The following is a 24,039-nucleotide window of genomic DNA, read 5'->3' as shown; positions in this document are numbered from 1 at the left end:
GCGATCAACAAGCGGACGCTTCGCGCTCGATCAGCGGCGCCAATGCTTCGCGCAGTGCGCCCAACTTGGCTTCGGCCAGGCGGGCAAGCGGACGGCGTGGATTACCTGCGCCGTAGCCCATGATTTCTGCACCGGCGTAAACAGACTGGACGTAATCACCCTGCCAGATCAGGGACATGACCGGAGCCAACGATTTCCAGATCTCTTGCACCTCATCCCACTTGCGTTCGGCAGCAGCGTTGACCAGGGCAACACAGGTTTTCGGTGCCATGTTGGCCCCACCCCAGATCAACCCTGCAGCACCCGCGAACAGGGCGTAAGGTACCAGCGGATCGGCACCATTCATGGTCGGCAGACCGGTACGCACCAGGGAAGCTTGCGCTGCCAGGTCACCGCTGCTGTCCTTCACGGAAACGAAATTGGGGATTTTGCCCAGTTGCCTGAACAGCGAAGGCGTGACCTCGACGCCTACCGCCTGTGGGACGTTGTAGCCAATGATCGGCAGGCCAGCCTGGGAAACCTCGGCGTAGAAGTCGATGATGCCCTGGTCTTCGGTTGGGCCTTCGAAGAAGGGTGGCAGCACCATGACACCGTCGGCGCCACAGTCCTTCGCATGACGGGTACGCTCGACAACTTCGTCAACCAGCAAGGCGGAGGTCTGCGCGATGATGCGAGCACGACCGTTGATGACTTTAGCGCCGAAAGCGACCAGCTCCCTGGATTCGTCCTTACTCAGATACACGTGCATTCCGGTTCCGGAGCTCAGCACAAAGCCATGTACACCGGCCGCAATGTAACGCTCGATGAGCGCTTCAAATCGCGAATAGTCGATTTTGCCCTGGGCATCGAACGGCGTGGTGATGGCAAGGTTTACACCGGAAAAACTGAATGCAGACATCGTAAAACCCCTTATTGTTCTCGGCTGGTCGATCCAGCCAAACCATCGAGCAGTGGATGCTCCAGGAAAAGGGTACGGATGAATTCAATCTGTAGACAGCGACATTTCCGGGGACGACTTGATGAGAAATTGTTATACGGTTGGCGCGCCCTACAGGGGCGATGGCCCAGAAGACCACACGCCCGCAGCAGCGAAAATGCCTGCGACCCGGCCGCTCAAAACCGCTCGGCCGGGTCTGTGGTCATGAGCATCTGCTGGAACCGCTCCAGGAAAATCGACTCGGCCCGGGTCAACTTCTGCTCGCGGTTCCAGAGCAGGTACACGTTCACATCGATCACCCCGTCCCACGGCGGCAAACGCCACAGCTCATTGGCCTGCACATCTGCCGCGACGATGTGCTCCGGCAGGCAGCCGATGCCGTAGCCCGCTCCCACCAGGCGCAGGATTTCATCCAGGCTCGGCGATGACGCGACAATGCGCCCGGTAAAGCCCTGCTGATCGCGAAATACCGTGAGCGGCGACAGGTTGCCGCCCATCTGGTCACTGGTAAAGCTTACGAAGTGCTCGCCCTGAAGGTCCGCCACGGTGAGGTTCTTGCGACCAAAAAAGCGATGGCGCTTGCCGCAGAAAAACGCGTAGCGCTGTTCAAGCAACACCCGTTGCTCCAGCCGGGGCTGCGGCGTGCGGCACAGGCTAAGGCCGAACGAGGCGGTCTTCTGCAACAGGCCACTGACCACATCCGAACTGCGCAGCACATCGATCTCCAGCTCCACCTGCGGGTAGTCACTGTGGAACTGCGCCAGGAAATCGTCGTAGGCACGGGACTGGATGCGGCTGATGCTGAGCAGGCGGATCTTGCCCGTTACCGTCTCGGCCGGGCTGTCCAGTGCAGGCCCCAGCCGCGAGACCGTGCCGTACAGTTCGGCGGCGATCTGCATCACTTCCTGCCCCGCTTGCGACAGGTTGATGCGCGGCCCGCGGCGCACCACCAGGGCACTGTCCAGCTGCTCTTCCAGGCGCCTGAGTGCCTGGCTGACGGCCGGCTGGCTGAGGTGCAGGCGTGCCGCGGCGCGGCTGATGCTGCCCTCCTGGCCGATTACCAGAAAGGTACGCAGCAGGTTCCAGTCGAGGCGGTCGTTGAGAAAACGCTTGGCTTCGGGGTCTCTGGCGAGCGGCGGTGATGTCGGCGTCATTATTTGCTGGTCTTATACTTGAGTATTTAAATTAGAAGCTTTTCCTAGAATAGAACTTGGCTCACCATCAAGCAACGCACCGCCAGAGTGCCTTTGTCCTGCCCGTGCAGGGCTCTCCTTCTCCTGCCTATAACAATGACGCCCAGGAGCCTCAGATGACGAGCAATACCCCCACCCCGCGTCGTGCCGCGGCGGCTGCCTTCATTGGCACCACCATCGAATTCTACGACTTCTACATCTACGCCTTCGCCGCAGCGCTGGTGCTCGGGCAGCTGTTCTTCCCCAGCGAAAACCCGATGCTCAGCACCATGGCAGCGTTCGGCAGCTTTGCCGTGGGCTTTATCGCCCGGCCGTTCGCCGGCATGGTGTTCGGCCACCTGGGCGACCGCCTGGGCCGCAAGAAAATGCTGTTGGTCACCATCGTGCTGATGGGCGTGGCCACCACCTGCATCGGCCTGCTGCCGACCTACGCCCAGGCCGGCATCTGGGCGCCTATCGGCCTGATCTTCCTGCGCCTGCTTCAGGGCATTTCGGTCGGTGGCGAATGGGGTGGCGCGGTGCTGATGGCCAGCGAGCACGCGCCCAAAGGCCGTAAGGTGTTCTTTGCCTCGTTCGCCCAATGGGGCAGCCCGGCGGGCCTGCTGCTGGCGCTGATCGCGTTCCGCTTCATCACTGCCATGGAGCAGGAAGACCTGATGAGCTGGGGCTGGCGTATCCCGTTTCTGATGAGCGGGCTGCTGATGATCGTGGGCCTGCTGATCCGCTTTGGCGTGCCGGAGTCGCCGGAGTTCGCCGAGGTCAAGAACAGCGAGCAGACCAGTGACAACCCGGTGCGGGAAGTGCTGCGCGAGCACTGGCGCAACATCGTCTTCGCCGCCCTGGCGGTGACCATCGGTTCTGGCGGGTTCTTCTTCACCAATACGTTCATGATCACCTACGTCACCCAGTACCAGGGCATTGCCAAGACCACCATCCTTGATTGCCTGTTCGTGGTCACCATCCTGCAGTTTCTCTCGCAACCCTGTTCGGCCATGCTCGCCGAGCGCCTGGGTGAAGGGCGCTTCCTGAAGTGGGTCGCGACCCTGTGCATGGTGGTGCCCTACCCGATGTTCCTGTTGGTGCAGACCGGCAATGTGATCTACATGACTGCGGGTATCGCCCTGGCCGTGGTCCTGCTGTCGGCGCTGTATGCGGTGATTGCCGGCTACATGGCCGAAGCCTTCCCGGCCCGTGTCCGTTACTCGGGTATTTCCATCGCCTACCAGTTGGGCAGCGGCCTGACCGGTGGCCTTACGCCAATGCTGGGCACCTTCGTTGCCGGCCAGTTCGCCGGGCAATGGGTACCGCTGGCACTGTTCTTCAGCGTGCTGGCCCTGATGTCGCTGGCCGGCGTGCTGGGGCTCTCGCACCTGCGCAGCGCCACTGCCAGGCCGGCCGCCCTCTCCCCTTCGCAAGGAATCGCCTGATGAGCAACAAGCCTCACGCCATGTCGGAAACCGAATGGCAAGCACGCTGCGAGCTGGCTGCGCTGTATCGCCTGATCGCCTATTACCGCATGACAGACCTGATCGATACGCACATCACCCTGCGTGTACCCGGGCCTGACCGGCACTTTTTGATCAACCGCTATGGCGTGGCATTCGAGAAGATGCGCGCCAGCGACCTGGTACTGATCGACCTGGACGGCAACGTGGTCGACAGCCACTTCAACGGGGGCAAGGTCAATGCGGCCGGCTTTGTCATCCACTCGGCCATTCACGATGCGCGGCCGGACCTGCACTGCATCATCCATACCCACACCGCGGCAGGTATGGCGGTGGCTGCACAACGTGACGGCCTGTTGCCACTGACCCAGCACGCGCTGAAGTTCTACGGCAACCTGGCCTACCACACGTATGAAGGCATCGCGCTGTCGCTTGAAGAGCGCGAACGGCTGGTCGCCGACCTTGGCCCGCACAAGGCGATGATCCTGCGCAACCACGGGCTGCTGGCCGCCGGCGGCAACGTGGCCGCCGCGTTCCACGAGATCTATTTCCTGGAGCGCGCCTGCCAGGCACAAATCCAGGCGATGTCTGCCGGTGTGGCGTTGAACATTCCCACTGAGGACGTGTGCCGGCACACTGCGGCACAGTTTGGGCGCGATGGCATCGACGGCATCATCGACATGGCCTGGCAGGCCGCGCTGAGCCTGATCGACGAGCAGCGCAGCGCGTGGTGCAGCTGACATGGCCAGCCTCGTACTGCTTTGCCAGAACCCTACGCTGACGGACTGGTTGGCCACGCTGTTCGCCGAACATGCCCCACAACTCGACATACTGCGCCCAGGCGATGCGGGCGCCCGGCACGCCGAAGTGGCCGTGTGCTGGTTCCCGCCCGAAGGCAGCCTGGGCCGCTTGCCCAGCCTGCGCCTGGTGCACTCGATCGGCTCCGGCGTCGACCACCTGGCACAGGACAGCTCACGCGATACGTCGCTGCCCGTGTGCCGGGTGGTCGACCCTGACCACACCCAGGGCATGAGCGAGTACGTGCACTGGGGCGTGCTGCACTTTCACCGGGGCTTCGATCAGGTGATTGCCGGCAACCCTGGCCAGCACTGGCAGCGCCCGGTGCAGCGCAAGGCCGGGGACGTGCGCGTCGGCGTGATGGGCCTGGGCGCAATCGGTGCACCCGTGGCGCAGCGGCTGGCAGCGGCTGGTTATGACGTGCGCGGCTGGGCACGCACCCCGCGCCAGATTGACGGCGTAACTACCTTTGCCGGCGCAGGTTCACAGCAGGCGTTTCTCAGCGAACTGGATGTGCTGGTCAACCTGCTGCCGCTTACCGCCAGCACCCACGGCGTACTGAACCACGCGGTGTTCCGGCACATGGCCAAAGGCAGTGCGTTGATCAACTGCGGCCGTGGCCAGCACCTTAACCCGGATGACTTGCGCGAGGCGCTGGCCAGCGGGCAGTTGCGCGGCGCCCTGCTCGATGTGTTCGAACAGGAACCCCTGCCGGCCGATTCCCCGCTATGGCACACGCCGGGTGTGTGGGTGACACCGCACATGGCGTCGGCCGCGTCCGACCTGTGCATCGCCCGGCAGGTGGCCGACAACGTGTCGCGCCTGAGCGCCGGGCTGCAACTGAACAACCTGGTCGACCCTGAACTGGGCTATTGACCGCACGCGTTACCAAGAGGTGATCCATGAAAACGTTTTTCCATCCTGCCCAACGCCTGCACCACCCTCGCTCCTACCTGTCGCGGGGGCAGATGCGCCAGCCGCAGGAAATACCGGCACGCATCGACCCGCTGCTGGCCGTGGTCGAGAAGCTCGGCTACCCCCTGTTCGAACCCGCCGACCACGGCATGGCGCCGCTGGCGGCGGTGCATGGCCAGGCGTACCTGGACTACCTGGGCAGCGCCTACCAGCAGTGGCATGAAGTGCCGGAAGACTGGGGCGATGAGGTGATGTCCAACATCTACATCCGTGAAGGCAACCCGCTGCGTGGCATCCTCGGCAAGACCGCCCGCTACCTGGCCGATGGCAGCTGCCCGATCGGCGAGCACACCTGGCAGGCTGCCTACTGGTCGGCGCAAAGCGCGGTGGCCGCAGCGCATGCGCTGATCGAAGGCGACCAGGCCGCCTATGCCCTGTGCCGGCCACCAGGGCACCATGCCCGCGCCGAGGCCGCAGGTGGTTTCTGCTTCCTGAACAACGCCGCAATCGCCGCCCAGGTGCTGCGTGGCAAGTTCGCCAAGGTGGCGGTGCTCGACACCGACATGCACCACGGCCAGGGCATCCAGGAAATCTTCTACGACCGCGACGACGTGCTGTACGTGTCGATCCATGGCGACCCGACCAACTTCTACCCGGTGGTCGCCGGTTTCGATGATGAGACCGGAACGGGTGCCGGCACAGGCTTCAACCTGAACCTGCCCATGGCCCACGGCGCCAGCGAAGCGGACTTCTTTGCCTGCATGGACCAGGCAGCAGCGGCGCTGCGCGCCTTCGCCCCGGATGTGCTGGTGCTGTCGCTGGGCTTTGACATCTACGAAAACGACCCGCAGTCCAAGGTTTCCGTCAGCCACGAAGGGTTCCGCTTGCTGGGGCAGCGGATCAGGCAGCTGGGCCTGCCCTGCGTGGTGGTGCAGGAAGGCGGCTATGACATTGCAACCCTGGATGAAAACGCCTCGCGCTTCTTTGCCGGCATGACCGCCTGAGGCAAACCTGAAGTACTCCGGGTTGCCCTGGGCAACCCGGCTTATCGAGCATTACAACAATAAAGAACGCAACTTGCCTCGCCCGCATGTTAGCGCTCAGGCCCCCGGCTGCCCGTCGCAGGCGCTGGGGCAATAACAATAAATCTTCACGCTGCCGTTCTTGAATCTGGCAATAAGGAAGTATCCATGTGGCTTAAAACGTTCACCTTGGGGATGGCCGGCGCTAGCGTCTGCCTGTACGGCTCGATCACCTGCGCGGCCGAATCGGACCATGGCTTTATTGAAGACAGCACCACCACTGTCGGCTTGCGAAACTTCTACTGGAACGCCGACAACCGTAACGGCAGCTACCTCAACCCGGCCGGCGAGCGGCAAAGTTATCGCCAGGAATGGGCACAAAGCGTGCTGGCCAAGTTCAACTCCGGCTACACCCAGGGGTTTGTAGGGTTCGGTCTCGACCTGCATTACATGGGCGCGGTGAAGCTGGACGGTGGCAAGGGCCGGGTTGGCGACGGTATCGGCAATGGCGGCATCGTCTCGCGCGATAACCACGGCGACCCCAAGGCGGAATACTCCAAGGCCGGTGGCGCGGTAAAGATGCGTGTAGGCAGCACCGAACTTGCCTATGGCGACCTGTTCCCCGATTCGCCGGTGCTCAAGTACGGCGATATCCGCCTGCTGCCGCAAACGCTCAGGGGCTGGAACGTCACCGACCATTCCTTTGCCGGGCTGGCCCTGAATGCAGGGCGCTTCACCTCCAGCAGTGACCGGGCAGCAACCAACCACGGCGGCAAGTTGGGTACCGCCTATGGTGGCCGCCAGGCGGAAAGTGACTTTGTCAGTTACTACGGTGGCATCTACACCGGCCTTGAAAATGTGAAGATCAAGCTGTTCGGATCCGAGCTGGACAATATCTGGAACCAGCAGTTTGCCTCCATCGAGTACCGGCTACCGTTGAACGTGGGTGGTGTGATCAACACCGGTGCCAATTACTACCGCACCCGTGACACCGGCAGCGCTCTGCTAGGCGACATTCGCAACGATGCCTGGAGTGCCCGGGTGGGCTATGCACGGGGCGGCCACAAGTTCGAAGTGGCCTACACCCGCATCGATGGCGACCAGCCGTTCGACTATGTGTGGAACAGCTTCGACATCGAACTGGATGCAGCGTCACAGGCCAGCGACTTCAACAGCCCCAATGAAAGGGCCTGGAGCGCACGTTACGACCTGGACGCGGCCATCTTCGGCGTGCCTGGGCTGACCTTCACGGCGCGCTACATACGTGGCACCGATATTGATGGCCGCGACGCTGGCGGTGCCTATTCACGCTTCCAGGCGGTGCGCGACGGGTCGCAATGGGAGCGGGACTTGTGGGTGAAGTACGTGGTGCAGTCGGGGCCGGCGAAAAACCTGTCGCTGCGGCTGCTGCATGCGTCGATGCGTACGGGTGGCGATTATGGGGCAATCGCCAATGACCTGGACCAGACACGGATCATTCTGGACTACCCGCTGGACCTGAACTTTCTGAAATAGCTGGTGAAGTTGCGCGGGGCTTTGGCAGCAACTGTCTTGCTCAAAATCTAAAAACGGACGCGATCCCTGTGGGAGCGGGCTTGCCCGCGAAAAATCCAGCGCGGTGCATGGCACCGGCTGCGCCGGTGTTCGCGGCGGTTCGACGCCTCGACTTGCCCGCTCCCACAGGGTCCCTGCTAAATCAGTAAGTGATGTGCAGTTCTATGAAAGCTAATGGCAACCGCCAACGCGCTGGGCAGCAGCCTGCTCGGTCGTGCGGGCGCGCGTGGCGGATTGACGCACTTTGCAGCATCGTTATACCATTTGTATACACACTGTATTTAATGGTCAGGATGATGCTGTACGTTGATTTGCCTTAAGCGGTCCTGCCGGTTTTGCTGATCCTAGATGTACGTTTTCACGCTTGGCCGTTTCATCAACAACCCTCGAACGAGATGCTTTGAAATGGCAGTTTCACGAAGAAATGTCCTGATCGGCGCTGGCGTTGGCGCCGGTGTCATCGCCGCTGGTGGCTCGGCTTCCCTGCTGAGCGACGGCCTGCCGAAAGACCCGGATTCGCTGGTGCGCGTCGATGCGCTGCCACGTGACGATTCGTCCCCAGGCTGGTTCCACACCAGCCGCGTACGCCAGCCTAAAGCACCACTGATTGGTGATGACCAGGCCCCATGGGTAGTGATCGGTGCCGGCTTCACCGGCCTCGCGGCAGCCCGCCAGCTGGCCCTGAACTTCCCGCAGGACCGGGTGATCCTGGTCGAAGCACAGCAAGTCGGCTTTGGCACCTCTGGCCGCAACGCGGGCTTTCTGATCGACGTGCCCCACGACATCGGCGCGCCGGACTACATCGGCGACAAGACCATTGCCAAGAGCATCCTGCAGCTTAACCAGCGCGGCCAGGGCATCCTTCGCGACCTGGTGGCCGAGCACAATATCGTTGACGCCCACCTGCGCCACTCCGGCAAATACCAGGCTGCCATCGAGGACAAGGGCATTGCGGTGCTCAACGCCTACCGTGGTGGCCTCGAAGCCTTGGGCGAAAAGGTCGAGCTCATCGAAGGCAACGAGCTGAAGGACCACATCGGCACCTCGTACTACCGCAAGGCGCTGTTCACCCCGGGCACCATGCTGGTTCAGCCGTCGGCACTGGTAAAAGGCCTGGCCGACAGCCTGCCGGAGAACGTGGTGCTGTACGAAGACACGGTGATCACCGCAGTCGACTACGGCCAGAAGACCGTGTTGCACCACCCGACCGGTCGAATCACCGCCGACAAGCTGATCCTCGGCAACAACCACTTCGGGCAGCACTTCGGCTTCCTGGAAAACCGCATGCTGCCGATCTTCACCTACGGCAGCCTCACCCGCCCACTGACCCCGGCTGAACAGGCCAGCATCGGTGGCCATGAGTTCTGGGGCGTGATCCCGGCCGACCCGTTCGGCTCGACCCTGCGTCGTACCCACGACAACCGCATCCTTGTGCGCAACAGCTTCAGCTTCAACCCCGACGGGCGCAGCAAGGACGGTTACACCGACAAGGTCCGTGTCGCTCACCGCCAGTCGTTCGAACGCCGCTTCCCGACCCTCACCGACGTGCCATTCGAGCACACCTGGGGCGGCGGCCTGGGCATGACCCGCAACGGCGCAGGCTTCTTCGGCGAGCTGCGCCCGAACGTGTACGGCGCGCTGGCCTGCAACGGCCTGGGTACCGTGCGCGGCACTGCCACCGGTACCCTGCTGGCGAACCTGCTGGCGGGCAAGTCCGAGCCACTGACCGAGTTCCTGCTGGCGGCACCCAAGCCAAACTGGAACCCGCCACAGCCTGCCCTGTCGATCGGTGTCAACTTCACCCTGCGCACCGGCCAGGCCAAAGCCGGCCTCGAAGCCTGATGGCATCCGGGCTGGCGCCAGCGCGCCAGCCCGGACCCTGCATTTCACCCAAGGAGACCACCATGGGCATTTTTGACTGGAAACACTGGATCGTCCTGCTGGCCGTCGTGGTCCTGGTCTTCGGCACCAAGAAGCTGAAAAACCTCGGCAGCGACCTGGGCGAATCGATCAAGGGCTTTCGCAAAGCCATGAACGACGAAGACAACAAACCGCTGGATCAGGCCCCGCCGCTGGCCCAACAGGCCCACGCCCCGCAGGGCAAAGACTGACCCATGTTCGGAATCAGCTTCAGTGAACTGTTACTGGTCGGCCTGATCGCCCTGCTGGTACTTGGCCCCGAGCGGCTGCCCGGTGCCGCGCGCACGGCGGGCCTGTGGGTCGGGCGGCTCAAGCGCAGCCTCAATAGCATCAAGCAGGAAGTGGAGCGTGAAATCGACGCCGGCAACATCCGCCGCCCGCCTGCTGCCGCCACGCCGGCGCCGCCTCTCGAATCCCCCGAACCGCCCCAACCGCCGCGAGCCCCATGAGCAAATACCTGCAACACGATCAGCCGATGCCGCTGGTTTCGCACCTGACCGAACTGCGCACCCGCCTGCTGCGCTGCGTTGCCGTCATATTCCTGATCTTTGCCGGGTTGTTCTCTTTCGCCCAGCAGATCTACACCCTGGTCTCGGCGCCGCTGCGTGACCACTTGCCGGCCAACGCGACGATGATCGCCACCGACGTGGCCTCGCCGTTCCTCACGCCGTTCAAGCTGACCATGATCGTGTCGCTGTTCCTGGCGATCCCGTTCATCCTGCAACAGGTCTGGGGCTTTATCGCGCCCGGGCTGTACCGCCATGAAAAGCGCATTGCCATGGCGCTGCTGGTATCGAGCATCTTCCTGTTCTACGCCGGCATGGCCTTTGCCTATTGCCTGGTATTCCCGCTGATCTTCGGCTTCTTCGCCAGCGCCACGCCGGAAGGCGTGTCGATGATGACTGACATCGCCAGCTACCTCGACTTCGTGATGACGCTGTTCTTCGCCTTTGGCGTGGCCTTCGAAATCCCGGTGGCGGTGGTGCTGCTGGTGTGGATTGGCGTGGTCGACGTGAAGTACCTGAAGAAAATTCGGCCCTATGTGGTGATTGGTTGCTTCGTGGTAGGCATGATTCTGACGCCGCCGGATATCTTCTCCCAGACCCTGCTGGCGGTGCCTATGTGGCTGTTGTTCGAGGCTGGCGTACTGTGCAGCGGCTTGATCCGCAAGCGTGGTGAGGGGGTATGACAGGAGGGGCCAATAAAACGCAAGCATAAAAAAGAGGCCTCTCGGCTAATGCCAGTCAGTTAAGCAATTTGGAGCCGCGTTGCGGCCCTTCGCCGGCAAGCCAGCTCCCACAGGTACTCCACTCCCACAGGTACTCACACACAGGGATCGCATCAGGGCTGACAGGCGTTGGCCACAAGGTATGCAGCGCCTGCTCGCGATGCGCCGCGGGGGCGGCGCTCGGTCTCACAGGCGCTGAAGATGCCGTGGCGAGCACCTGGCAACCCTGATGCCATTGCCAGAAACCATAGAATCTCCCACAGGTACGGCGCATGGCTTGAGTTGAACGCAATCAGTGTGGGAGCTGGCTTGCCTGCGATGGGCTGCGCAGCAGCCCCGGTAGTCTTAACTGGCAGCATCCAGCCACTCGTGGCGTCATTCCAATACAGCGAATACACCACCACCACCCCCGCTCCTCTGCAAGGAATCGCTCTGTGTCAGGTAGCATCTCAGGTTTGCATGAGCGACTCCTTGAATCGCTTATAGGCCGGCCTGCGTGGTTGGCGTCAGCTTGGGCGACTGCTGCAACAACCCTCGCGGTAACTTGAAGCCTTTGAAAGGTTCTTGCGTGATAGGGTTAAAGGCCTTCTCGGCGCTCAGCCGGTAACGCATCACACCATCACCCGTCCTGAAACTCAGGTCCACGCTGGTCGCCGTCCGCCCATTGAGCGAACCGCGGCTGAGCAGCCGGAACATCGACCAGGGACCTCGGTACTCCAAGCTGCTGCTATTGCCGTTCTGCCTGAGCAGGGTCAGGTTGCTGCGCACGTGTTGCCCCAAGGTATTGGGCCAGACGATACCGGTGATCTGGCGCGGGCCATGCGTGTAGGAAATCAGCTGACCATCAAGGTCCAGCAGGCTCGTGCGCTGGTTGGTACTGAGGCCCAGCGGCTCGATGCTGAATTGCACACTCAGGTTGCCGCGCTGATCGAAGAACGTTTCGCGAATGCGGTCTGCCAGCTCCAGCTGTTCGATCACATCGTTGCGGATCAGCGACTGCCCCTGTTGCCCGGCTTGCAGGGCTTCGAGGTTGTCCTTCAGGAACACCTTCAGGTGCTGATCATTGAACTGCTGCAGCCGCCCCTTCGGCCCGAAGAACGCCTCGAAGTCATCCAGGGACGCGTCGGGCGCCCTGGTCACGAACGGATAGCGTCCTGCCAGGCGCTGCTGGAAGAAGCTGTACACCTCGGCATCCCAGCGCCGCTCCAGCTCGCGCAGGGCTTCCACATTCAGCACCTGTGCCGTTTGATCAGCCACTTTTCGGACCTGGTGATTGATCGGTTCAGGCAAGCCAGACGAAACCCGCTGCAAGGTGCCGATGGGGTCATGCCCTGTCATCGAGAAGCGCTGATGTACAGCCTGCAACGCGGCCTTGCCCCGGTCTGGGCTGCCCTGTACTGCCTTGGCATAGTCGTGCACGGCCGCGATGGCGCTAAGCGTCTCATCGTAATAGCTCGGCTTCTCACCCGTGGCCTGCAACATGGCGCTCAACCCTGCAAAGGCGCGCTGGATAGCCCAAGCCTGTTGTTGCTCAGGCTTGCTGCCTTTGGGAAGTACCCCTTTGGCTTCGTCTCCCGCGTCGACAACTTCGGTCGATGAAAGCGAGGTATTGTCCTTTACCGTATCCAGCAATCGATGCAGGGGCGCCGCAGGCCCGGTCAACTGCTGCAGGATCGTGACGCCGTGGTCCAGGTCGCGGAAGTCTGCTACAGAGAACGCGTTCAAGGCACGGCGCCAACTGTCGATGAAATCGGCGCTGTACAAGTTGCGCAGCCGTTCGCTCAGTGCCTCACGGTCAGCATCCGAATAATCGAGCTGGCTACGCTCACCCAGCGCCCATTGATCGATCATCGCCATATCGGCGAAGCTCTGACTGCGTGGTTCGAAGTACTCCTTGAAGCCTCTGGCCGTGAGCATCGGCGCTAACCGCACGTCATCGTCCTTCCTGGCACCCATGGACGGCTGATAAACCACGTCAAAGGCCGGCCCGACCTGATGGCGAAGGTCCAATCCGGTATGCAATTGCTCACCAGCCTGCCGCTTGAGGCCAGCATAGACCCGCTCGGCTAACGGCACTTTGCGCAAGGCCTCCTGCACCACGGCAATACGCTCGGTGTACTGAGGCAGGTCGGTATCGGTATAGGCCAGGGCGTACTTCAGGTGGCGCATGAGGTCGCGTTGCAATTGGCCTTGCCCAGGAAATTTCTGCTGCCATTGACCAGCCATCCAGTCTTCCACCCATTCTGGGCGGCGGTTCTGGCGGTCTTCCAGCATGCGGTAAACCCTGAGGGCGGCCATTTGCTGTTCACTGCCAGGGGGGGCCGCATCCATGGCGTCGATCACGCCACTGGCCAAAGCCGGCAAAAAACGCCTGGAAAGCAAACTGAGGTAGGCCTCATCGACACGCGGGCCAATCGCACGCCCCTGATACAGGCCAAAATCGGAAACACCCGGCCATGCGGCGCGATAGTCGCCAAACACCGAGACCGCATCGCGAATCTGGTCCAGCGGCTCCAGCAGGTTGCGTCCGGTCGGATCCAGCCGCTGATCCACTTCGTGATAGCTGTATTGCCTGCTTTTAGCGAGCACGCTGGCTGCCTTGGCGCCATTGATGTCGAAAAAGCGCTGCCAGCTGGCGATCGCGACACAGAAAGCCAGGATGCCTACCCCAGAGCCGACCCATAGCAACTGGCGCTTGCTGCGCGCGACCTTGATGTTGTCCCCGGCTAGTCCGGCTTCCTTATAGATGACGCGCCCGAACGCGTGCTGGATAAAGTACGTCAGCGCCTTGCCTTGCGCCTTGCCCTCAAGCAACGGAAGCTCTGTCTTGTAAGGCTGTGCTGCCTCCCGCACGAATGCATTGAACATGTCACCTTGCTGGATGACCGAGGACCAGTACACACCCCGCACCAAGGCGGGCGTGGTGTAGCGATCACTTGCCAGCGCTTCCTTCAAGAACCCCAGCAGTATCGGGCGCAAGCCGATCAACTGGGCATGCAATGAGAACAAGCGGGCTCGCTGCGCAGCGCTGTTCAAAGTATCGAGTCGGTCTACTACCTGCTCAAACAGCTGCTTGATCAATTGTTCGTAGTGATCGGCATATTCCTCCAGCCAAGCGTCGAACGTGCCGATCGCATCCAGATTGAACGTGAAGCCGAGCATTTTTTCCCGCATATCCACGCAAAGGCCGGCATAGAGCTGGTCGAAACCGTCCAGCAGATCAAACTTGGTGAGCACCACATACAGCGGCAGGCGCGAACCCAACTGACTACTTACCTCGTACAGACGGGTGCGTAAGCCATGCGCCAGTGCGACGCGTTGCTCAGGCGTGGCATGCAGCAGCGCAGGCAGGTCAACAACCAGCAACACGCCATTGAGGGCTCTCTGGCTGCGGTTGCGCAATAGCCAGTCCAACAGGTGCTGCCACAGCCTGGCCGGGGCTTCAGGTGGTAGTTGCGGTGCGCCTGCGTCGTCAGTGGGCGAGCCTGCCACCGGCTCCTGCCTGATGAGGGCCCCTGGCGGATCGATGATCACCGCATCATTGCTGACCCACCAACCGATCGGGAATGCCAGCGCTTGCGCCTGTCTACCCCGCGCCTGCGCCTTGTCTATCCGGGTCAGCGAAAAACTCTGCTCCGTGCGGTCGATGAAGCTGGACTTGCCGGCATGCTGGTCGCCTACCACCAAGTACCAGGGCAATCGGTACAAGGCCCGTCGTCCTCCTGCACTGTCAAGAAACCGCGAGAGCCCTTGGTCCAAGGCCTTCTCTTGTGCCCGAACCAACGGCAATACGCTGTCCAGTTCAGCGGCCGCCGCCTGCTTGCGCTCTGCCTGCAGGCGAACATAGCGCCCGCGCAGCACAACCAGCCAGCACAGCAGCGGCACCAGCACGAGCGCCAGGCTGGCCAGACTACGATGCGCCACGCTGGCCAGCGGATGCTGTTCGCGCCACGTCCACTGCGGCCCGAGCCACCAGATGGCGACCAGCATCAGCACGGTCCCCACCACAAGCAGCAGCGGCATGGCCAAGCCGATCCGGGTTACCAGGGGCAAACCCCAACGTTTCAATAGCTTCCATAGTTGATTCATGGAGGGTCCTAGTCCTTGTTCTGATCAGCCAACGTACGGGGGGAGGCATACTGTTGCAGGCGTTGAAACACATCCGGCTCCCAAACACTGGCGGTGGTGTGCTGCATGGTCCGGGCGACGCTGGCGCACAGGTCCTGGGCCAGCCAGGACACACCGCGTGCGGCCAGCAGATCGGCCGCGATGACGGTGGTATGGCAGCGCTCACGCGGAGCGCGAAGGTCTGCCTGCATGGCCTGTAGCTTGAGCAAAACCGGCTCTACCCCACCGGTTTCCAACTGACTGACGAGTTCTTCGCGTAGGCCCACAAATTCCTGGGCCGTTTCGGCTTGCGATGGCTCACCTGCGCCCTTGAGCCAGGCCATGCATTGATCGTCCAGGAACGCCCGACCGTCGCTGAAGCACAACTGCTGCAGCGCCGGCAGGCGTTGAACGAACCGCCCTGTAGCCGCGCGGATTGCCTCAGCCACCTCACCCATTGCCAGCCTCGTCGCCGCTGTGGCCGCGAGGAAGCTGCCGCGCACCCAGAAGGGGCAAGCCGTCACGCTTTTTTCGATCCGCTGGAGCAACGCAGCATCAATCGCGGTACCAGCAATCGCCTCTTCATAATCGCTGGCGATATCCAGCGGCACCGCCATCAGCTCGGTGCGGTTGCCTTGCTTGATTGGCGGCGCTGCCTGGATGTGGGCCCATAGACCGAACCGGCGCAGCTGATAGCCCGTCGGGTCGTAGGGGTCTTGCTGATTGATCATCTCGGCCATGGCCAGCACGGCCCGTCGTGACTCACGTTCATTGCCTAACGACACGCGGGGCATTGGCGTGGCAATGACTTCGGCCAGGGGGGCAGGCTTGATGCTCGCCGCAGAGGCATCGGCAGTGGCTGGCTCGCCTACGCCGTTGGCAAGCTTCGTGTGTTGTCCAAGCAAACGCTCAAGTTCGCCCAGAAGAGCTTCATCCAGCTGCGCACCAGCTTGCTGCTGTTGCAGCCGTTGCAACGCTTCCTGGGCCGCCGTCGCGTGAGCGGGAGTGAACGTAAAGCGATCGAGACGTGGCAGGGCTTCAATCAAGCGGTTGAGCATCAGGGCAACCAGCTTGCGCTTGCCCAGAAAGCCTTTTGGGCCGGGCTTGGGGTGTGAGCTTTCCCAATACTGTTCGACCACGCCGCCCAGCAGTGCCAGGGTATAACCCCAGCGTTCCCAGCAACGGCTGCGCAACCAGGCGACACTCAGGTGCGCGGCAATGCGCAAATGCTTGCACTGCTCACTCAAGTACTGACGAGACGCTTCTTCAATGTAGGCCCAATCAATGGAAGACGCTTGCAGCCCGCCCAACTTGACCATTTCCTGGTCAATGGCCTGGTAGGTTTCGTCCTCAACATCGAACAGACCAGCCGGTGCCTGCGCGTCGATGGGTGCAAGCAGCCTGGCAATTTCCTGCGCGTTGACCTCCGCTACCAGCGACATGCTTTGCGTGCCTCGTCTATGAGCGGGTCCAGGCCTTGGGCATCGAAGACCAGCCCATCAATGGATGGATGGTCGCTCTGCACCTGAATACGGTGAGCTCCTGTCAGCTGCTTGATCTGCTCGATGCCCGGCAAGCCTCTGCCGCCGTCGAGCACCTGGCCGTTCTCAGTCACCTGCCAGGCAGTGGGGACCGTCGCCCCGCGGTCACCCTGCAACCGGACCGTTACCCGTCCGGCATCGATGGGCTGCGCAGTGATCAGTTGCAACCTGGAGATGTTCTGCACACAGCTGATCACCAGGTAGGGGTGCGGTGCGCCCGAAGCGACAGCGGGCGCAGAGATCATTAGCCCCTCGTCTTCCCGCGTGAGCCGAAACGTCAGGTCGTCGGGATTTCGCTGTGCTTCATGAGTCAGCACACGACGCACCGTGGGAGAGTCCTGCTCCGGTGCTGACCAGTGCACAGTCACGAGGTGTGCAGGCGTTCCGGCTGATGCATCGAAACACGCCAAGCGCTCAATGTTAGATACGATCCGCGGGCAATCCTGATCGGAATACACAGGTATTGGCATGCTGCCAAGTATCAGAAAAAGACCTCCGCAATATGTATTTCTTGCCAAGCATCGCAAGTAAATTTCCTCTCAATAGTACATACGCCCCATATCAGGCAACAGATCAAGAATCGCGCTCAGAGGCACTCCAGGATCCGCAAACGGCAAAAGCCTAGCCCATAAAAAACAATGGGCACAAACAAATATTTTTTTACACTTTCATGCTCGACGGCAGAACATTTCCAAGCGCAAGGTTTTTACGCGAGCGACAACAAGCTCGCACTTTTGTTTATACCGAAAGCAAGAATCAGGGAAACTTCCTACAAAATCAATCTGCAACCAATACACAACTATCAGAATTTACCACACAAACCCAGGAGAGACTTTTAGATGTCAAAGTCCATAGGATCGGTTGCCCCCAAAGAGCGCATCAACATCAAGTATGTACCCGCCACTGGCGATGAACAGGCCGAAGTAGAGCTGCCGCACAAGATGTTGGTGCTGGGCGATTTCGGCCTGGATGACGCCCGTTCGCTGGAGGACCGGCCGGTCATGCGCATCGATAAACACACCTTCAACAATGTGTTGAATGACGCCGACGTCAGCTTGGCCATGTCGGTGCCTTCCACGCTCAGCACGGCAGCCGACGCGGAGCTGGCGGTCAACCTGCAATTCAGGTCGATCAACGACTTCGGGCCCGACCGCATCGCCCGCCAGGTGCCTGAGCTGAACAAGCTGCTGGAGCTGCGCGAAGCCTTGGTCGCCCTCAAGGGCCCGCTGGGCAACGTGCCCATGTTCCGTAAGCAGTTGCAGCATTTGCTGAACGACGAACACGCCCGCAAACAACTCGCCGAAGAATTGAACCTGGTGCTTGAGGCGCCAAAAGAAGACTGAGACAACGGAGCGTCCCATGCCAAAGTCAACCAGCACCACCCTCGCCGTTGAACTGTCCGGCGAGACATTGAGCAATGCCACTTTGCTCGACCAGATCATGGCCGAAACCAAACTGATCCCCGCCCAAGAGGGCTATCAGGTCGCACGCCAGGGTGTATCTGCCTTTATTGCGGAAATACTCAAAAGTAATGATCCAGATCAACTAATCAACAAGCACCGCGTTGACCAGATGATTGCAGAGCTGGACCGGGTGCTCAGTAAACAGATGGATGCCATCCTGCATCAGCCTGAGTTCCAACAGCTTGAATCCTCGTGGCGCAGCCTCAAACTTCTGGTGGACCGCACGGACTTTCGCGAGAACATCAAGCTTGAAGTCCTGCATGTCAGCAAAGCGGACTTGCTCGATGATTTCGAGAATGCTGCAGATATCACCTGCAGCGGCATGTACAAACACGTTTACACCGCGGGTTACGGTCAATTTGGTGGCGAACCGGTGGCGGCCATGGTTGGCAACTACAACTTCGGCCCCTCTTCACCGGATATCAAGCTGCTCAGTTACATGGCCTCTGTCGGTGCAATGTCGCACGCGCCCTTCCTCGCAGCCCCTTCCCCCGAGTTTTTCAATTTGAGCAGCTTCGAAGAGCTGCCAAACCTGAAAGAAATCAAGGACATCTTCGCTGGCCCACGGCATGCCAAGTGGCGCGCCTTCCGTGAAAGTGAAGACGCTCGCCACACTGCGCTGACCGGTCCGCGCTTCATGCTCCGCTCGGCCTATCACCCGCAAGAAAACCCCGTCCAAAGCTATCACTACTCCGAGAACATCGACGGGAGGCACGACAACTACCTGTGGGGCAACTCTGCCTTCCTGCTGGCCAGCTGTATCAACGACAGCTTTGCCCGCTACCGTTGGTGCCCGAACATCATCGGCCCGCAATCCGGCGGTGCCGTCGAGGACCTGCCAGTGCACCTCTACGAGGCACTGGGGCAACTGCAAGCGAAGATCCCTACCGAGGTGCTGATTTCGGACCGCAAGGAGTTCGAGCTGGCCGAAGAAGGCTTCATTGCCCTGACCATGCGCAAGGACAGCGACAACGCCGCGTTCTTCTCGGCCAATTCGGTACAGAAGCCGAAGAACTTCCCCAAGACCCCCGAAGGTCTGCAGGCCCAAACCAACTACAAGCTCGGCACGCAGCTGCCTTACCTGTTCATCGTCAACCGCCTGGCCCATTACATCAAGGTGCTGCAGCGCGAGCAGATCGGTAGCTGGAAAGAGCGCAAGGACCTTGAGTCCGAACTCAACAAGTGGATCAAGCAGTACGTCGCCGACCAGGAAAATCCGTCCGCCGATGTGCGTAGCCGCCGTCCGCTGCGTGCCGCGACCGTCGAGGTTTCAGACGTCGCCGGTGATCCGGGTTGGTACCAGGTCTCGCTCGCCGTGCGCCCGCACTTCAAATACATGGGCGCGAACTTCGAAATCTCTCTGGTCGGCCGGCTCGATACCCAATGAGCGGATTTTTCGACCGTTTGGTTGCGGATCAGACCGTGATCCGCGATCCGTCCAGGCAAGAGAACGCGTCCCACAAGTTCGCCGCCATCAAGCGCCACCTGGAAACGCTGCTTAACGCTCGCCAGGGTTGCTCACAGAGCAGCCCTGAGCTGGGCCTTCAAGACTTCAATGGGCACGACACAAGCAATGGCGACCTCCTGAAGCAAGTGAGCGCAGACATTCGCCGCACCATCCAACGCTTCGAGCCTCGCGTGCACGTGCGCTCGCTCAAGGCCATGCCCGATTGCCACGCCCCGCTGGAGCTGCATTTCAGGCTGGACTGCCACGTGCAGGTCAACAACCACAAGGAGCAGCTGCAACTGGAGCTGCTGGTCAACGGCCATAGCCGACACACCCGAGTGAGGTGACCGATGTCACTCAAGGACCGATTCAGCGAAGAGTTGCGTTACCTGCATGAGCTGGGAAACGACTTCGCCAAGGACAACCCACAACTTGCCCGGCTGCTGGGCAAGGGTGGCAGCGACCCGGATGTCGAACGCCTGATGGAAGCCTTTGCCTTCCTCACGGCCAAGCTGCGTCTCAAGCTGGAGGATGACCTCCCGGAGCTGACGCACCCAATGCTGCAACTGCTGTGGCCCAACTACCTGCGGCCACTGCCGAGCGCCACCATCATCCAGTTCACTCCACTCAAGCAAGCGCTCAGCCAATCACAAAGCATTCCCAAAGGCTCACAGCTTTTTTCCAAACCCGTGGACGGCGCGCCTTGTGAGTTTCGCACCTGCACTGCAGTGGATATCCATCCGTTCGAGATCGAATCGGTGAGCGCCACCCAAACACTCGACAGTTCGGTGGCACGCCTCGAGCTGCGAACATTGGTCGAGCGACCATTGAACACCCTCGGCTGCAACAGTCTGGATTTCCACCTGAGCGGTGATACCGAAACAGCCCGTACGCTCTACCTATGGATTGCTCAATACCTCAAGCATGTCGCAGTGACGATCAATGGCGAAGTCCGCCGGCTGCCAGCCAGCAGCATCATCTTCCCAGGTTTCAGCGCAAACGAAGGGCTGCTGCCATACCCGCAGAACGTCTTCGACGGGTACCGGATCTTGCAGGAATACTTCGTATTTCCAAAGCGCTTCCACTTCTTCAGCGTAACCGGGCTGCAAAAGGTCTGGCCTGATCAAGCGACTCAGCTGGTGGGCATTGAACTTCATTTTACCCGCCAGTTACCTGATTCGTTGCGTATCGGCATGGCGGACTTCAGCCTGTTCTGCACCCCGGCTGTAAACCTGTTCAGCCACAGTGCCGAACCTATCGACCTGTCCAACCAGCACGCCCCTTCTGACCTCACGCCCAGAGGTAAAGCGCGGCATGCCTACGAAATCTTCAGTGTCGATAAGGTCATCAGCACCCGCACGACATCAGACGGCAGTACTGGCGAACACCTACGTACCTTCCGCCCCTTCGAATCGTTTGCCCACGAGATCGAGCATGTTCAAGGGCGCACGGCCTTGTACTACCGCTACACCCTCGAAGATTCCTTGCGCGGTGATGGCGTCACCCACCGCATCGCTTTCGTGCGAGCAGACGCCAATGCCTACACCGGTGAGCTGGAAACGGCATCCATCGACCTGACCTGCACCAATCGCGACCTGCCGCTGGCATTGGGCGTCGACGACATCAATGTAACGTCCGAAGTCACTCCGCCGCTGACCACCTACACCAACATCTGTCAACCGACACGCCCCTATCGGCCGGTGCTGGATGGCCAGTTGCAGTGGGCGCTGATCTCCAACATGTCGCTCAACTATCTGTCGCTGCTTTCTTCCGAACCGCTGAAAGCGGTCATTCGTGCCTATGACTTCGTGGCGCTGCACGACCTGCAGCAGACACGCACTACCCATAAGCGCCTTGAAGGCATCCGCGATATTCAGACCGAACCTCTGGATTGGCTGATCAAGGGCCAGCCCATTCGCGGGCTGCGAACACGGCTGAAGCTGGATCAGGCCGCCTTCCTCTGCGAGGGCGACCTGTACCTGTTCGGCTGTGTGCTCGCGCACTTCTTCGCCCTGTACGCCAGCATCAATTCCTTCCATCAACTGGAAGTGATCAACATCACCAATAACGAGCACTACACATGGCCCATCCAGACCGGCAAACAACCGCTGATCTAGCCGACAAGGTGCTCGCCGAGGCACACCAGTACAACTTCTTCCAGTTGCTGGAGCGCCTGCACGGCTTGCACGGGGATGACCTGGAACCGCGTTGGCCAGACGAAGCCACCCGGCTCCGTGTTCGGCTGGCCTGTGATCCACGGCTGACCTTTCCGGTTTCCGACGTGTACAAAGCCGAGCGCATGCCCGAGGCAGAAGACCGCTATCGCGTGTGCGCCACCTTCATGGGCCTGCACGGCACCGACTCGCCTCTGCCCTCGTATTACCTGGATCAGGTCGCCTACGAGCATGCACAGGGCATCGGCGTGCGCCCGGCCTTTTTCGACTTCTTCAACCACTACCTGCTCAGCCTGCTGCACCGCATCTGGCGCAAGTACCGCTACTACATACGCTTCCAGCCGGGTGCCAGCGATGGGTTCTCCCAGTACATCTTTGCCCTGCTCGGGTTGAATGACAAACAGCTGCGCGGCGACACGGCGTTGCCCTGGAGCCGGCTGCTCAGTTTTGCCGGCGTTATCGCCAGTCGCAGCCGCGCACCGGGCACCGTCGCCGGCATCATTGCCCACTGCTTCGACTTGAAGCAGGTGCAGATTCGCGAGTTCGAGACCCGTTCGGTACCTACGACAATCCCGCAACAGGTAAGCCTTGGCCGCAACAACGGTGAGCTGGGCAATTCCTTCATGGTCGGCAGCCGCACGCGGACTCGCAGCAGCAAATTCACCATCGTGATCAGCGAACTCGACCAGGCACAGCTTCGCGACTTGCTGCCCAGCGGCACCCATTTCAACCGCGTGCGCGCCCTGATCGACTTCCTGTTGCGCGACGGGTTGGCCTACGACCTGGAATTGCGGCTGAAGCAGCACGCGCTGTCGCCCTTCTGCCTGCACCCCAGCCAAGGCGCCCATTTGGGCTGGACCAGCTTCGTCGACGACCGCCACGGCCAGATCAGCCCCGTCGTGCGGTTCCGGGGGCGCTCATGAGCACATTGACCTTGAGCATCATCAATCTCGACCAGGTGCAGCACAACGTCACGGCCCGGCACGAATTCGCTCGCGCTGGTGGCACCGTCGGCAGCGCGGGAGCCGTGTGGCTCATCAATGATCGTGAGCAGAGCGTGGCGCCGATCCATTTCGAGATTTGCTGGATCGAAGGCAGCTTCTGCGTGATCGACCGCTGCGGGCGCACCTACCTGAACGACAACCAGGGCAGCCTGGGCACGCTATCAGCCAGGCGTCTGCTTGAGGGTGATCAGCTTCGTGTTGGCGCTTATCGACTGTTGGTCCAGCTGTCACAAGAGGATGCCCGTTCGCTGGAGGCATTATTCAATTCCGACCCGCGGGTACTCGATCAATTCATCCTGGACGCACCTACGCAGCGTTGGCTATCCAGGCCCGAAGCTGCCCCAGAAGTCGCTGAGATTTGCTCGGTCTTCGATCCGGGTATCGGCAACGATCCCTTGGCAGCGCTGGACGCACTGGACGAGCCAAAGCCAACGAACCCACTGGACCGCCTGATTACAGGAGAACGCCCATGACGCGCCATTCACTCGTGGCCGGCCTTCTGGCAACGCTGATCGGGCTCTCGGGCTGCACCGCCCTGAGCAAAATGGGCCAAGTTGTGATGGACCCCTCGATACCCGTCGGCCCGACCAAGGATCATCCCACCGAAGTTGCCTTCAGCATCAACGCCAGCCCCACCCTCAACAGCAACCCCAGCAGTGTGGATGCGGCGTTCGAGCAAGAAAGCAGCCTGGAACCCAGCCCCTACGCGGTCAGTTTGAGCGCGGGCGACCCCTACGCCCTGACCGAGAAGGTTGGAACGCTGTTCGAGTTTCTGCTGGAGCAATTCCCGGCCATCTCCCCCGTCGAGATGCCACTGGAAGAGGCCGACGAGCCGGCGCGTTCTCCCTTCGAGGAAAGCACGCCCGGCCGCTACGAAGACGCGAATGTGGTGCTGACTTTACCGAGCACCACCACGGCGCCCACCGAGCCGGTGGCCACGCCAATGGCCATCAAGATCCTGCAACTGCGCGACGACTCGCTGCTGCGCAACAGCCTCTATGAGCTACTGGACAAGGACCCCGCCAAGGCGCTGCGCAGTACCTACATCCGCGATGACGACTACCTGCTGCGCCCCGGGCAGTTCAAGTTCATTCCCTTCGCCGCCATCGAGCCCGATACCCGGTTCGTTGCGGTGATCGCCGATTACCGCAATCAGGAAAACGCCACCTGGAGCCAGGTGCTGCGCATTCCACCGCGTGGCCGACACATCATCTTGTCGATATTGCTAAACGACACGCAGGTCCTGCTCAAGGAGGAGGACTGATGACGCCTGCCGCCCTGCCCTTCTCCC

20 protein-coding genes and 1 pseudogene are annotated in these 24,039 nt (G+C 61.1%); 16 read left to right on the top strand and 5 right to left on the bottom strand.

All coding sequences use genetic code 11. The annotated features are described in order from the left end of the window. Positions 1–4: 4 nt before the first annotated feature. The gene (locus ACIQUI_RS07285; RefSeq protein WP_403196524.1) at positions 5–898 is read right to left on the bottom strand and encodes a dihydrodipicolinate synthase family protein; all 894 of its coding nucleotides are present in this window, start codon (positions 896–898) and stop codon (positions 5–7) included. Positions 899–1,113: 215 nt separating this feature from the next. Beyond that, positions 1,114–2,091, bottom strand: a complete 978-nt coding sequence (locus ACIQUI_RS07280) for a LysR family transcriptional regulator (protein ID WP_403196521.1) — start codon at positions 2,089–2,091, stop codon at positions 1,114–1,116. Between the two features lie 155 nt (positions 2,092–2,246). Between ACIQUI_RS07280 and ACIQUI_RS07275 the strand changes: the two genes are divergently transcribed. From ACIQUI_RS07275 to tatC, 9 genes and pseudogenes are all read left to right on the top strand, one after another. After that, the gene (locus ACIQUI_RS07275) at positions 2,247–3,557 is read left to right on the top strand and encodes an MFS transporter (RefSeq protein ID WP_403196519.1); all 1,311 of its coding nucleotides are present in this window, start codon (positions 2,247–2,249) and stop codon (positions 3,555–3,557) included. Further along, positions 3,557–4,315, top strand: a complete 759-nt coding sequence (locus ACIQUI_RS07270) for a class II aldolase/adducin family protein (RefSeq protein WP_403196516.1) — start codon at positions 3,557–3,559, stop codon at positions 4,313–4,315. The genes ACIQUI_RS07275 and ACIQUI_RS07270 overlap by 1 nt, the downstream gene beginning before the upstream one ends. 1 nt (position 4,316) lies before the next feature. Beyond that, on the top strand, positions 4,317–5,249 hold the full coding sequence (locus tag ACIQUI_RS07265) for a 2-hydroxyacid dehydrogenase (RefSeq protein WP_403196513.1): 933 nt from the start codon (positions 4,317–4,319) through the stop codon (positions 5,247–5,249). 26 nt (positions 5,250–5,275) lie between these two features. Next, positions 5,276–6,292: a histone deacetylase family protein gene (locus ACIQUI_RS07260; RefSeq protein ID WP_403196510.1), complete on the top strand. Its 1,017-nt coding sequence runs from the start codon at positions 5,276–5,278 to the stop codon at positions 6,290–6,292. Between the two features lie 186 nt (positions 6,293–6,478). Then, positions 6,479–7,825, top strand: coding sequence for an OprD family porin (locus tag ACIQUI_RS07255; protein WP_403196508.1), 1,347 nt, complete (start codon positions 6,479–6,481; stop codon positions 7,823–7,825). A gap of 558 nt (positions 7,826–8,383) precedes the next feature. After that, complete coding sequence (locus ACIQUI_RS07250) at positions 8,384–9,706, top strand: FAD-dependent oxidoreductase (protein WP_391128256.1); 1,323 nt, start codon at positions 8,384–8,386, stop codon at positions 9,704–9,706. Between the two features lie 62 nt (positions 9,707–9,768). Beyond that, a complete protein-coding gene (locus ACIQUI_RS07245) occupies positions 9,769–9,975 on the top strand; it encodes a twin-arginine translocase TatA/TatE family subunit (protein WP_403196505.1) in 207 nt (68 codons plus the stop codon). Positions 9,976–9,978: 3 nt separating this feature from the next. After that, positions 9,979–10,230, top strand: a pseudogene (tatB, locus tag ACIQUI_RS07240) (Sec-independent protein translocase protein TatB); the annotation flags it as partial. Beyond that, positions 10,230–10,973, top strand: coding sequence for a twin-arginine translocase subunit TatC (gene tatC / locus ACIQUI_RS07235; protein ID WP_403196503.1), 744 nt, complete (start codon positions 10,230–10,232; stop codon positions 10,971–10,973). The pseudogene tatB and the gene tatC, both read left to right, overlap by 1 nt. Positions 10,974–11,492: 519 nt before the next feature. Here tatC and tssM read toward each other — a convergent pair. The 3 genes from tssM to vasI are packed head-to-tail and all read right to left on the bottom strand — an operon-like array spanning position 11,493 to position 17,130. After that, positions 11,493–15,101, bottom strand: coding sequence for a type VI secretion system membrane subunit TssM (gene tssM, locus ACIQUI_RS07230; RefSeq protein WP_403196501.1), 3,609 nt, complete (start codon positions 15,099–15,101; stop codon positions 11,493–11,495). Positions 15,102–15,109: 8 nt separating this feature from the next. Continuing rightward, on the bottom strand, positions 15,110–16,561 hold the full coding sequence (gene tssA / locus ACIQUI_RS07225) for a type VI secretion system protein TssA (protein WP_403196498.1): 1,452 nt from the start codon (positions 16,559–16,561) through the stop codon (positions 15,110–15,112). Then, a complete protein-coding gene (gene vasI / locus ACIQUI_RS07220) occupies positions 16,549–17,130 on the bottom strand; it encodes a type VI secretion system-associated protein VasI (RefSeq protein WP_403196495.1) in 582 nt (193 codons plus the stop codon). The genes tssA and vasI overlap by 13 nt, the downstream gene beginning before the upstream one ends. Before the next feature lie 369 nt (positions 17,131–17,499). Between vasI and tssB the strand changes: the two genes are divergently transcribed. From tssB to tssJ, 7 genes are read left to right on the top strand one after another with little or no spacing between them, the layout of a single operon-like run. Continuing rightward, on the top strand, positions 17,500–18,003 hold the full coding sequence (gene tssB, locus ACIQUI_RS07215) for a type VI secretion system contractile sheath small subunit (RefSeq protein ID WP_403196492.1): 504 nt from the start codon (positions 17,500–17,502) through the stop codon (positions 18,001–18,003). Positions 18,004–18,019: 16 nt separating this feature from the next. Continuing rightward, positions 18,020–19,510, top strand: a complete 1,491-nt coding sequence (gene tssC / locus ACIQUI_RS07210; protein WP_403196491.1) for a type VI secretion system contractile sheath large subunit — start codon at positions 18,020–18,022, stop codon at positions 19,508–19,510. Continuing rightward, positions 19,507–19,917: a type VI secretion system baseplate subunit TssE gene (tssE, locus tag ACIQUI_RS07205; protein ID WP_403196489.1), complete on the top strand. Its 411-nt coding sequence runs from the start codon at positions 19,507–19,509 to the stop codon at positions 19,915–19,917. The genes tssC and tssE overlap by 4 nt, the downstream gene beginning before the upstream one ends. A 3-nt stretch (positions 19,918–19,920) precedes the next feature. Next, positions 19,921–21,687, top strand: a complete 1,767-nt coding sequence (gene tssF, locus ACIQUI_RS07200; protein WP_403196486.1) for a type VI secretion system baseplate subunit TssF — start codon at positions 19,921–19,923, stop codon at positions 21,685–21,687. Further along, positions 21,651–22,667, top strand: coding sequence for a type VI secretion system baseplate subunit TssG (gene tssG, locus ACIQUI_RS07195; protein ID WP_403196484.1), 1,017 nt, complete (start codon positions 21,651–21,653; stop codon positions 22,665–22,667). The genes tssF and tssG overlap by 37 nt, the downstream gene beginning before the upstream one ends. Then, positions 22,664–23,221, top strand: a complete 558-nt coding sequence (locus tag ACIQUI_RS07190; RefSeq protein ID WP_403196481.1) for an FHA domain-containing protein — start codon at positions 22,664–22,666, stop codon at positions 23,219–23,221. Before tssG ends, ACIQUI_RS07190 begins: the two co-directional genes overlap by 4 nt. Next, on the top strand, positions 23,218–24,012 hold the full coding sequence (gene tssJ / locus ACIQUI_RS07185) for a type VI secretion system lipoprotein TssJ (protein ID WP_403196478.1): 795 nt from the start codon (positions 23,218–23,220) through the stop codon (positions 24,010–24,012). Before ACIQUI_RS07190 ends, tssJ begins: the two co-directional genes overlap by 4 nt. Positions 24,013–24,039: the final 27 nt, after the last annotated feature.

The sequence above is a fragment of the Pseudomonas sp. NPDC090592 genome (assembly GCF_044769185.1).
Classification (GTDB): domain Bacteria; phylum Pseudomonadota; class Gammaproteobacteria; order Pseudomonadales; family Pseudomonadaceae; genus Aquipseudomonas.
Note: the sequence above shows the minus strand (reverse complement) of the source record. Positions and strands in the feature narration are given on the sequence as shown.

Excerpts from the sequence above, each read along its gene's own strand:
- ACIQUI_RS07285 (WP_403196524.1), bottom strand. The coding sequence starts at position 898 with ATGTCTGCATTCAGTTTTTCCGGTGTAAACCTTGCCATCACCACGCCG.
- ACIQUI_RS07280 (WP_403196521.1), bottom strand. The coding sequence starts at position 2,091 with ATGACGCCGACATCACCGCCGCTCGCCAGAGACCCCGAAGCCAAGCGT.
- ACIQUI_RS07275 (WP_403196519.1), top strand. The coding sequence starts at position 2,247 with ATGACGAGCAATACCCCCACCCCGCGTCGTGCCGCGGCGGCTGCCTTC.
- ACIQUI_RS07270 (WP_403196516.1), top strand. The coding sequence starts at position 3,557 with ATGAGCAACAAGCCTCACGCCATGTCGGAAACCGAATGGCAAGCACGC.
- ACIQUI_RS07265 (WP_403196513.1), top strand. The coding sequence starts at position 4,317 with ATGGCCAGCCTCGTACTGCTTTGCCAGAACCCTACGCTGACGGACTGG.
- ACIQUI_RS07260 (WP_403196510.1), top strand. The coding sequence starts at position 5,276 with ATGAAAACGTTTTTCCATCCTGCCCAACGCCTGCACCACCCTCGCTCC.
- ACIQUI_RS07255 (WP_403196508.1), top strand. The coding sequence starts at position 6,479 with ATGTGGCTTAAAACGTTCACCTTGGGGATGGCCGGCGCTAGCGTCTGC.
- ACIQUI_RS07245 (WP_403196505.1), top strand. The coding sequence starts at position 9,769 with ATGGGCATTTTTGACTGGAAACACTGGATCGTCCTGCTGGCCGTCGTG.
- tatC (WP_403196503.1), top strand. The coding sequence starts at position 10,230 with ATGAGCAAATACCTGCAACACGATCAGCCGATGCCGCTGGTTTCGCAC.
- tssM (WP_403196501.1), bottom strand. The coding sequence starts at position 15,101 with ATGAATCAACTATGGAAGCTATTGAAACGTTGGGGTTTGCCCCTGGTA.
- tssA (WP_403196498.1), bottom strand. The coding sequence starts at position 16,561 with ATGTCGCTGGTAGCGGAGGTCAACGCGCAGGAAATTGCCAGGCTGCTT.
- vasI (WP_403196495.1), bottom strand. The coding sequence starts at position 17,130 with ATGCCAATACCTGTGTATTCCGATCAGGATTGCCCGCGGATCGTATCT.
- tssB (WP_403196492.1), top strand. The coding sequence starts at position 17,500 with ATGTCAAAGTCCATAGGATCGGTTGCCCCCAAAGAGCGCATCAACATC.
- tssC (WP_403196491.1), top strand. The coding sequence starts at position 18,020 with ATGCCAAAGTCAACCAGCACCACCCTCGCCGTTGAACTGTCCGGCGAG.
- tssE (WP_403196489.1), top strand. The coding sequence starts at position 19,507 with ATGAGCGGATTTTTCGACCGTTTGGTTGCGGATCAGACCGTGATCCGC.
- tssF (WP_403196486.1), top strand. The coding sequence starts at position 19,921 with ATGTCACTCAAGGACCGATTCAGCGAAGAGTTGCGTTACCTGCATGAG.
- tssG (WP_403196484.1), top strand. The coding sequence starts at position 21,651 with ATGGCCCATCCAGACCGGCAAACAACCGCTGATCTAGCCGACAAGGTG.
- ACIQUI_RS07190 (WP_403196481.1), top strand. The coding sequence starts at position 22,664 with ATGAGCACATTGACCTTGAGCATCATCAATCTCGACCAGGTGCAGCAC.
- tssJ (WP_403196478.1), top strand. The coding sequence starts at position 23,218 with ATGACGCGCCATTCACTCGTGGCCGGCCTTCTGGCAACGCTGATCGGG.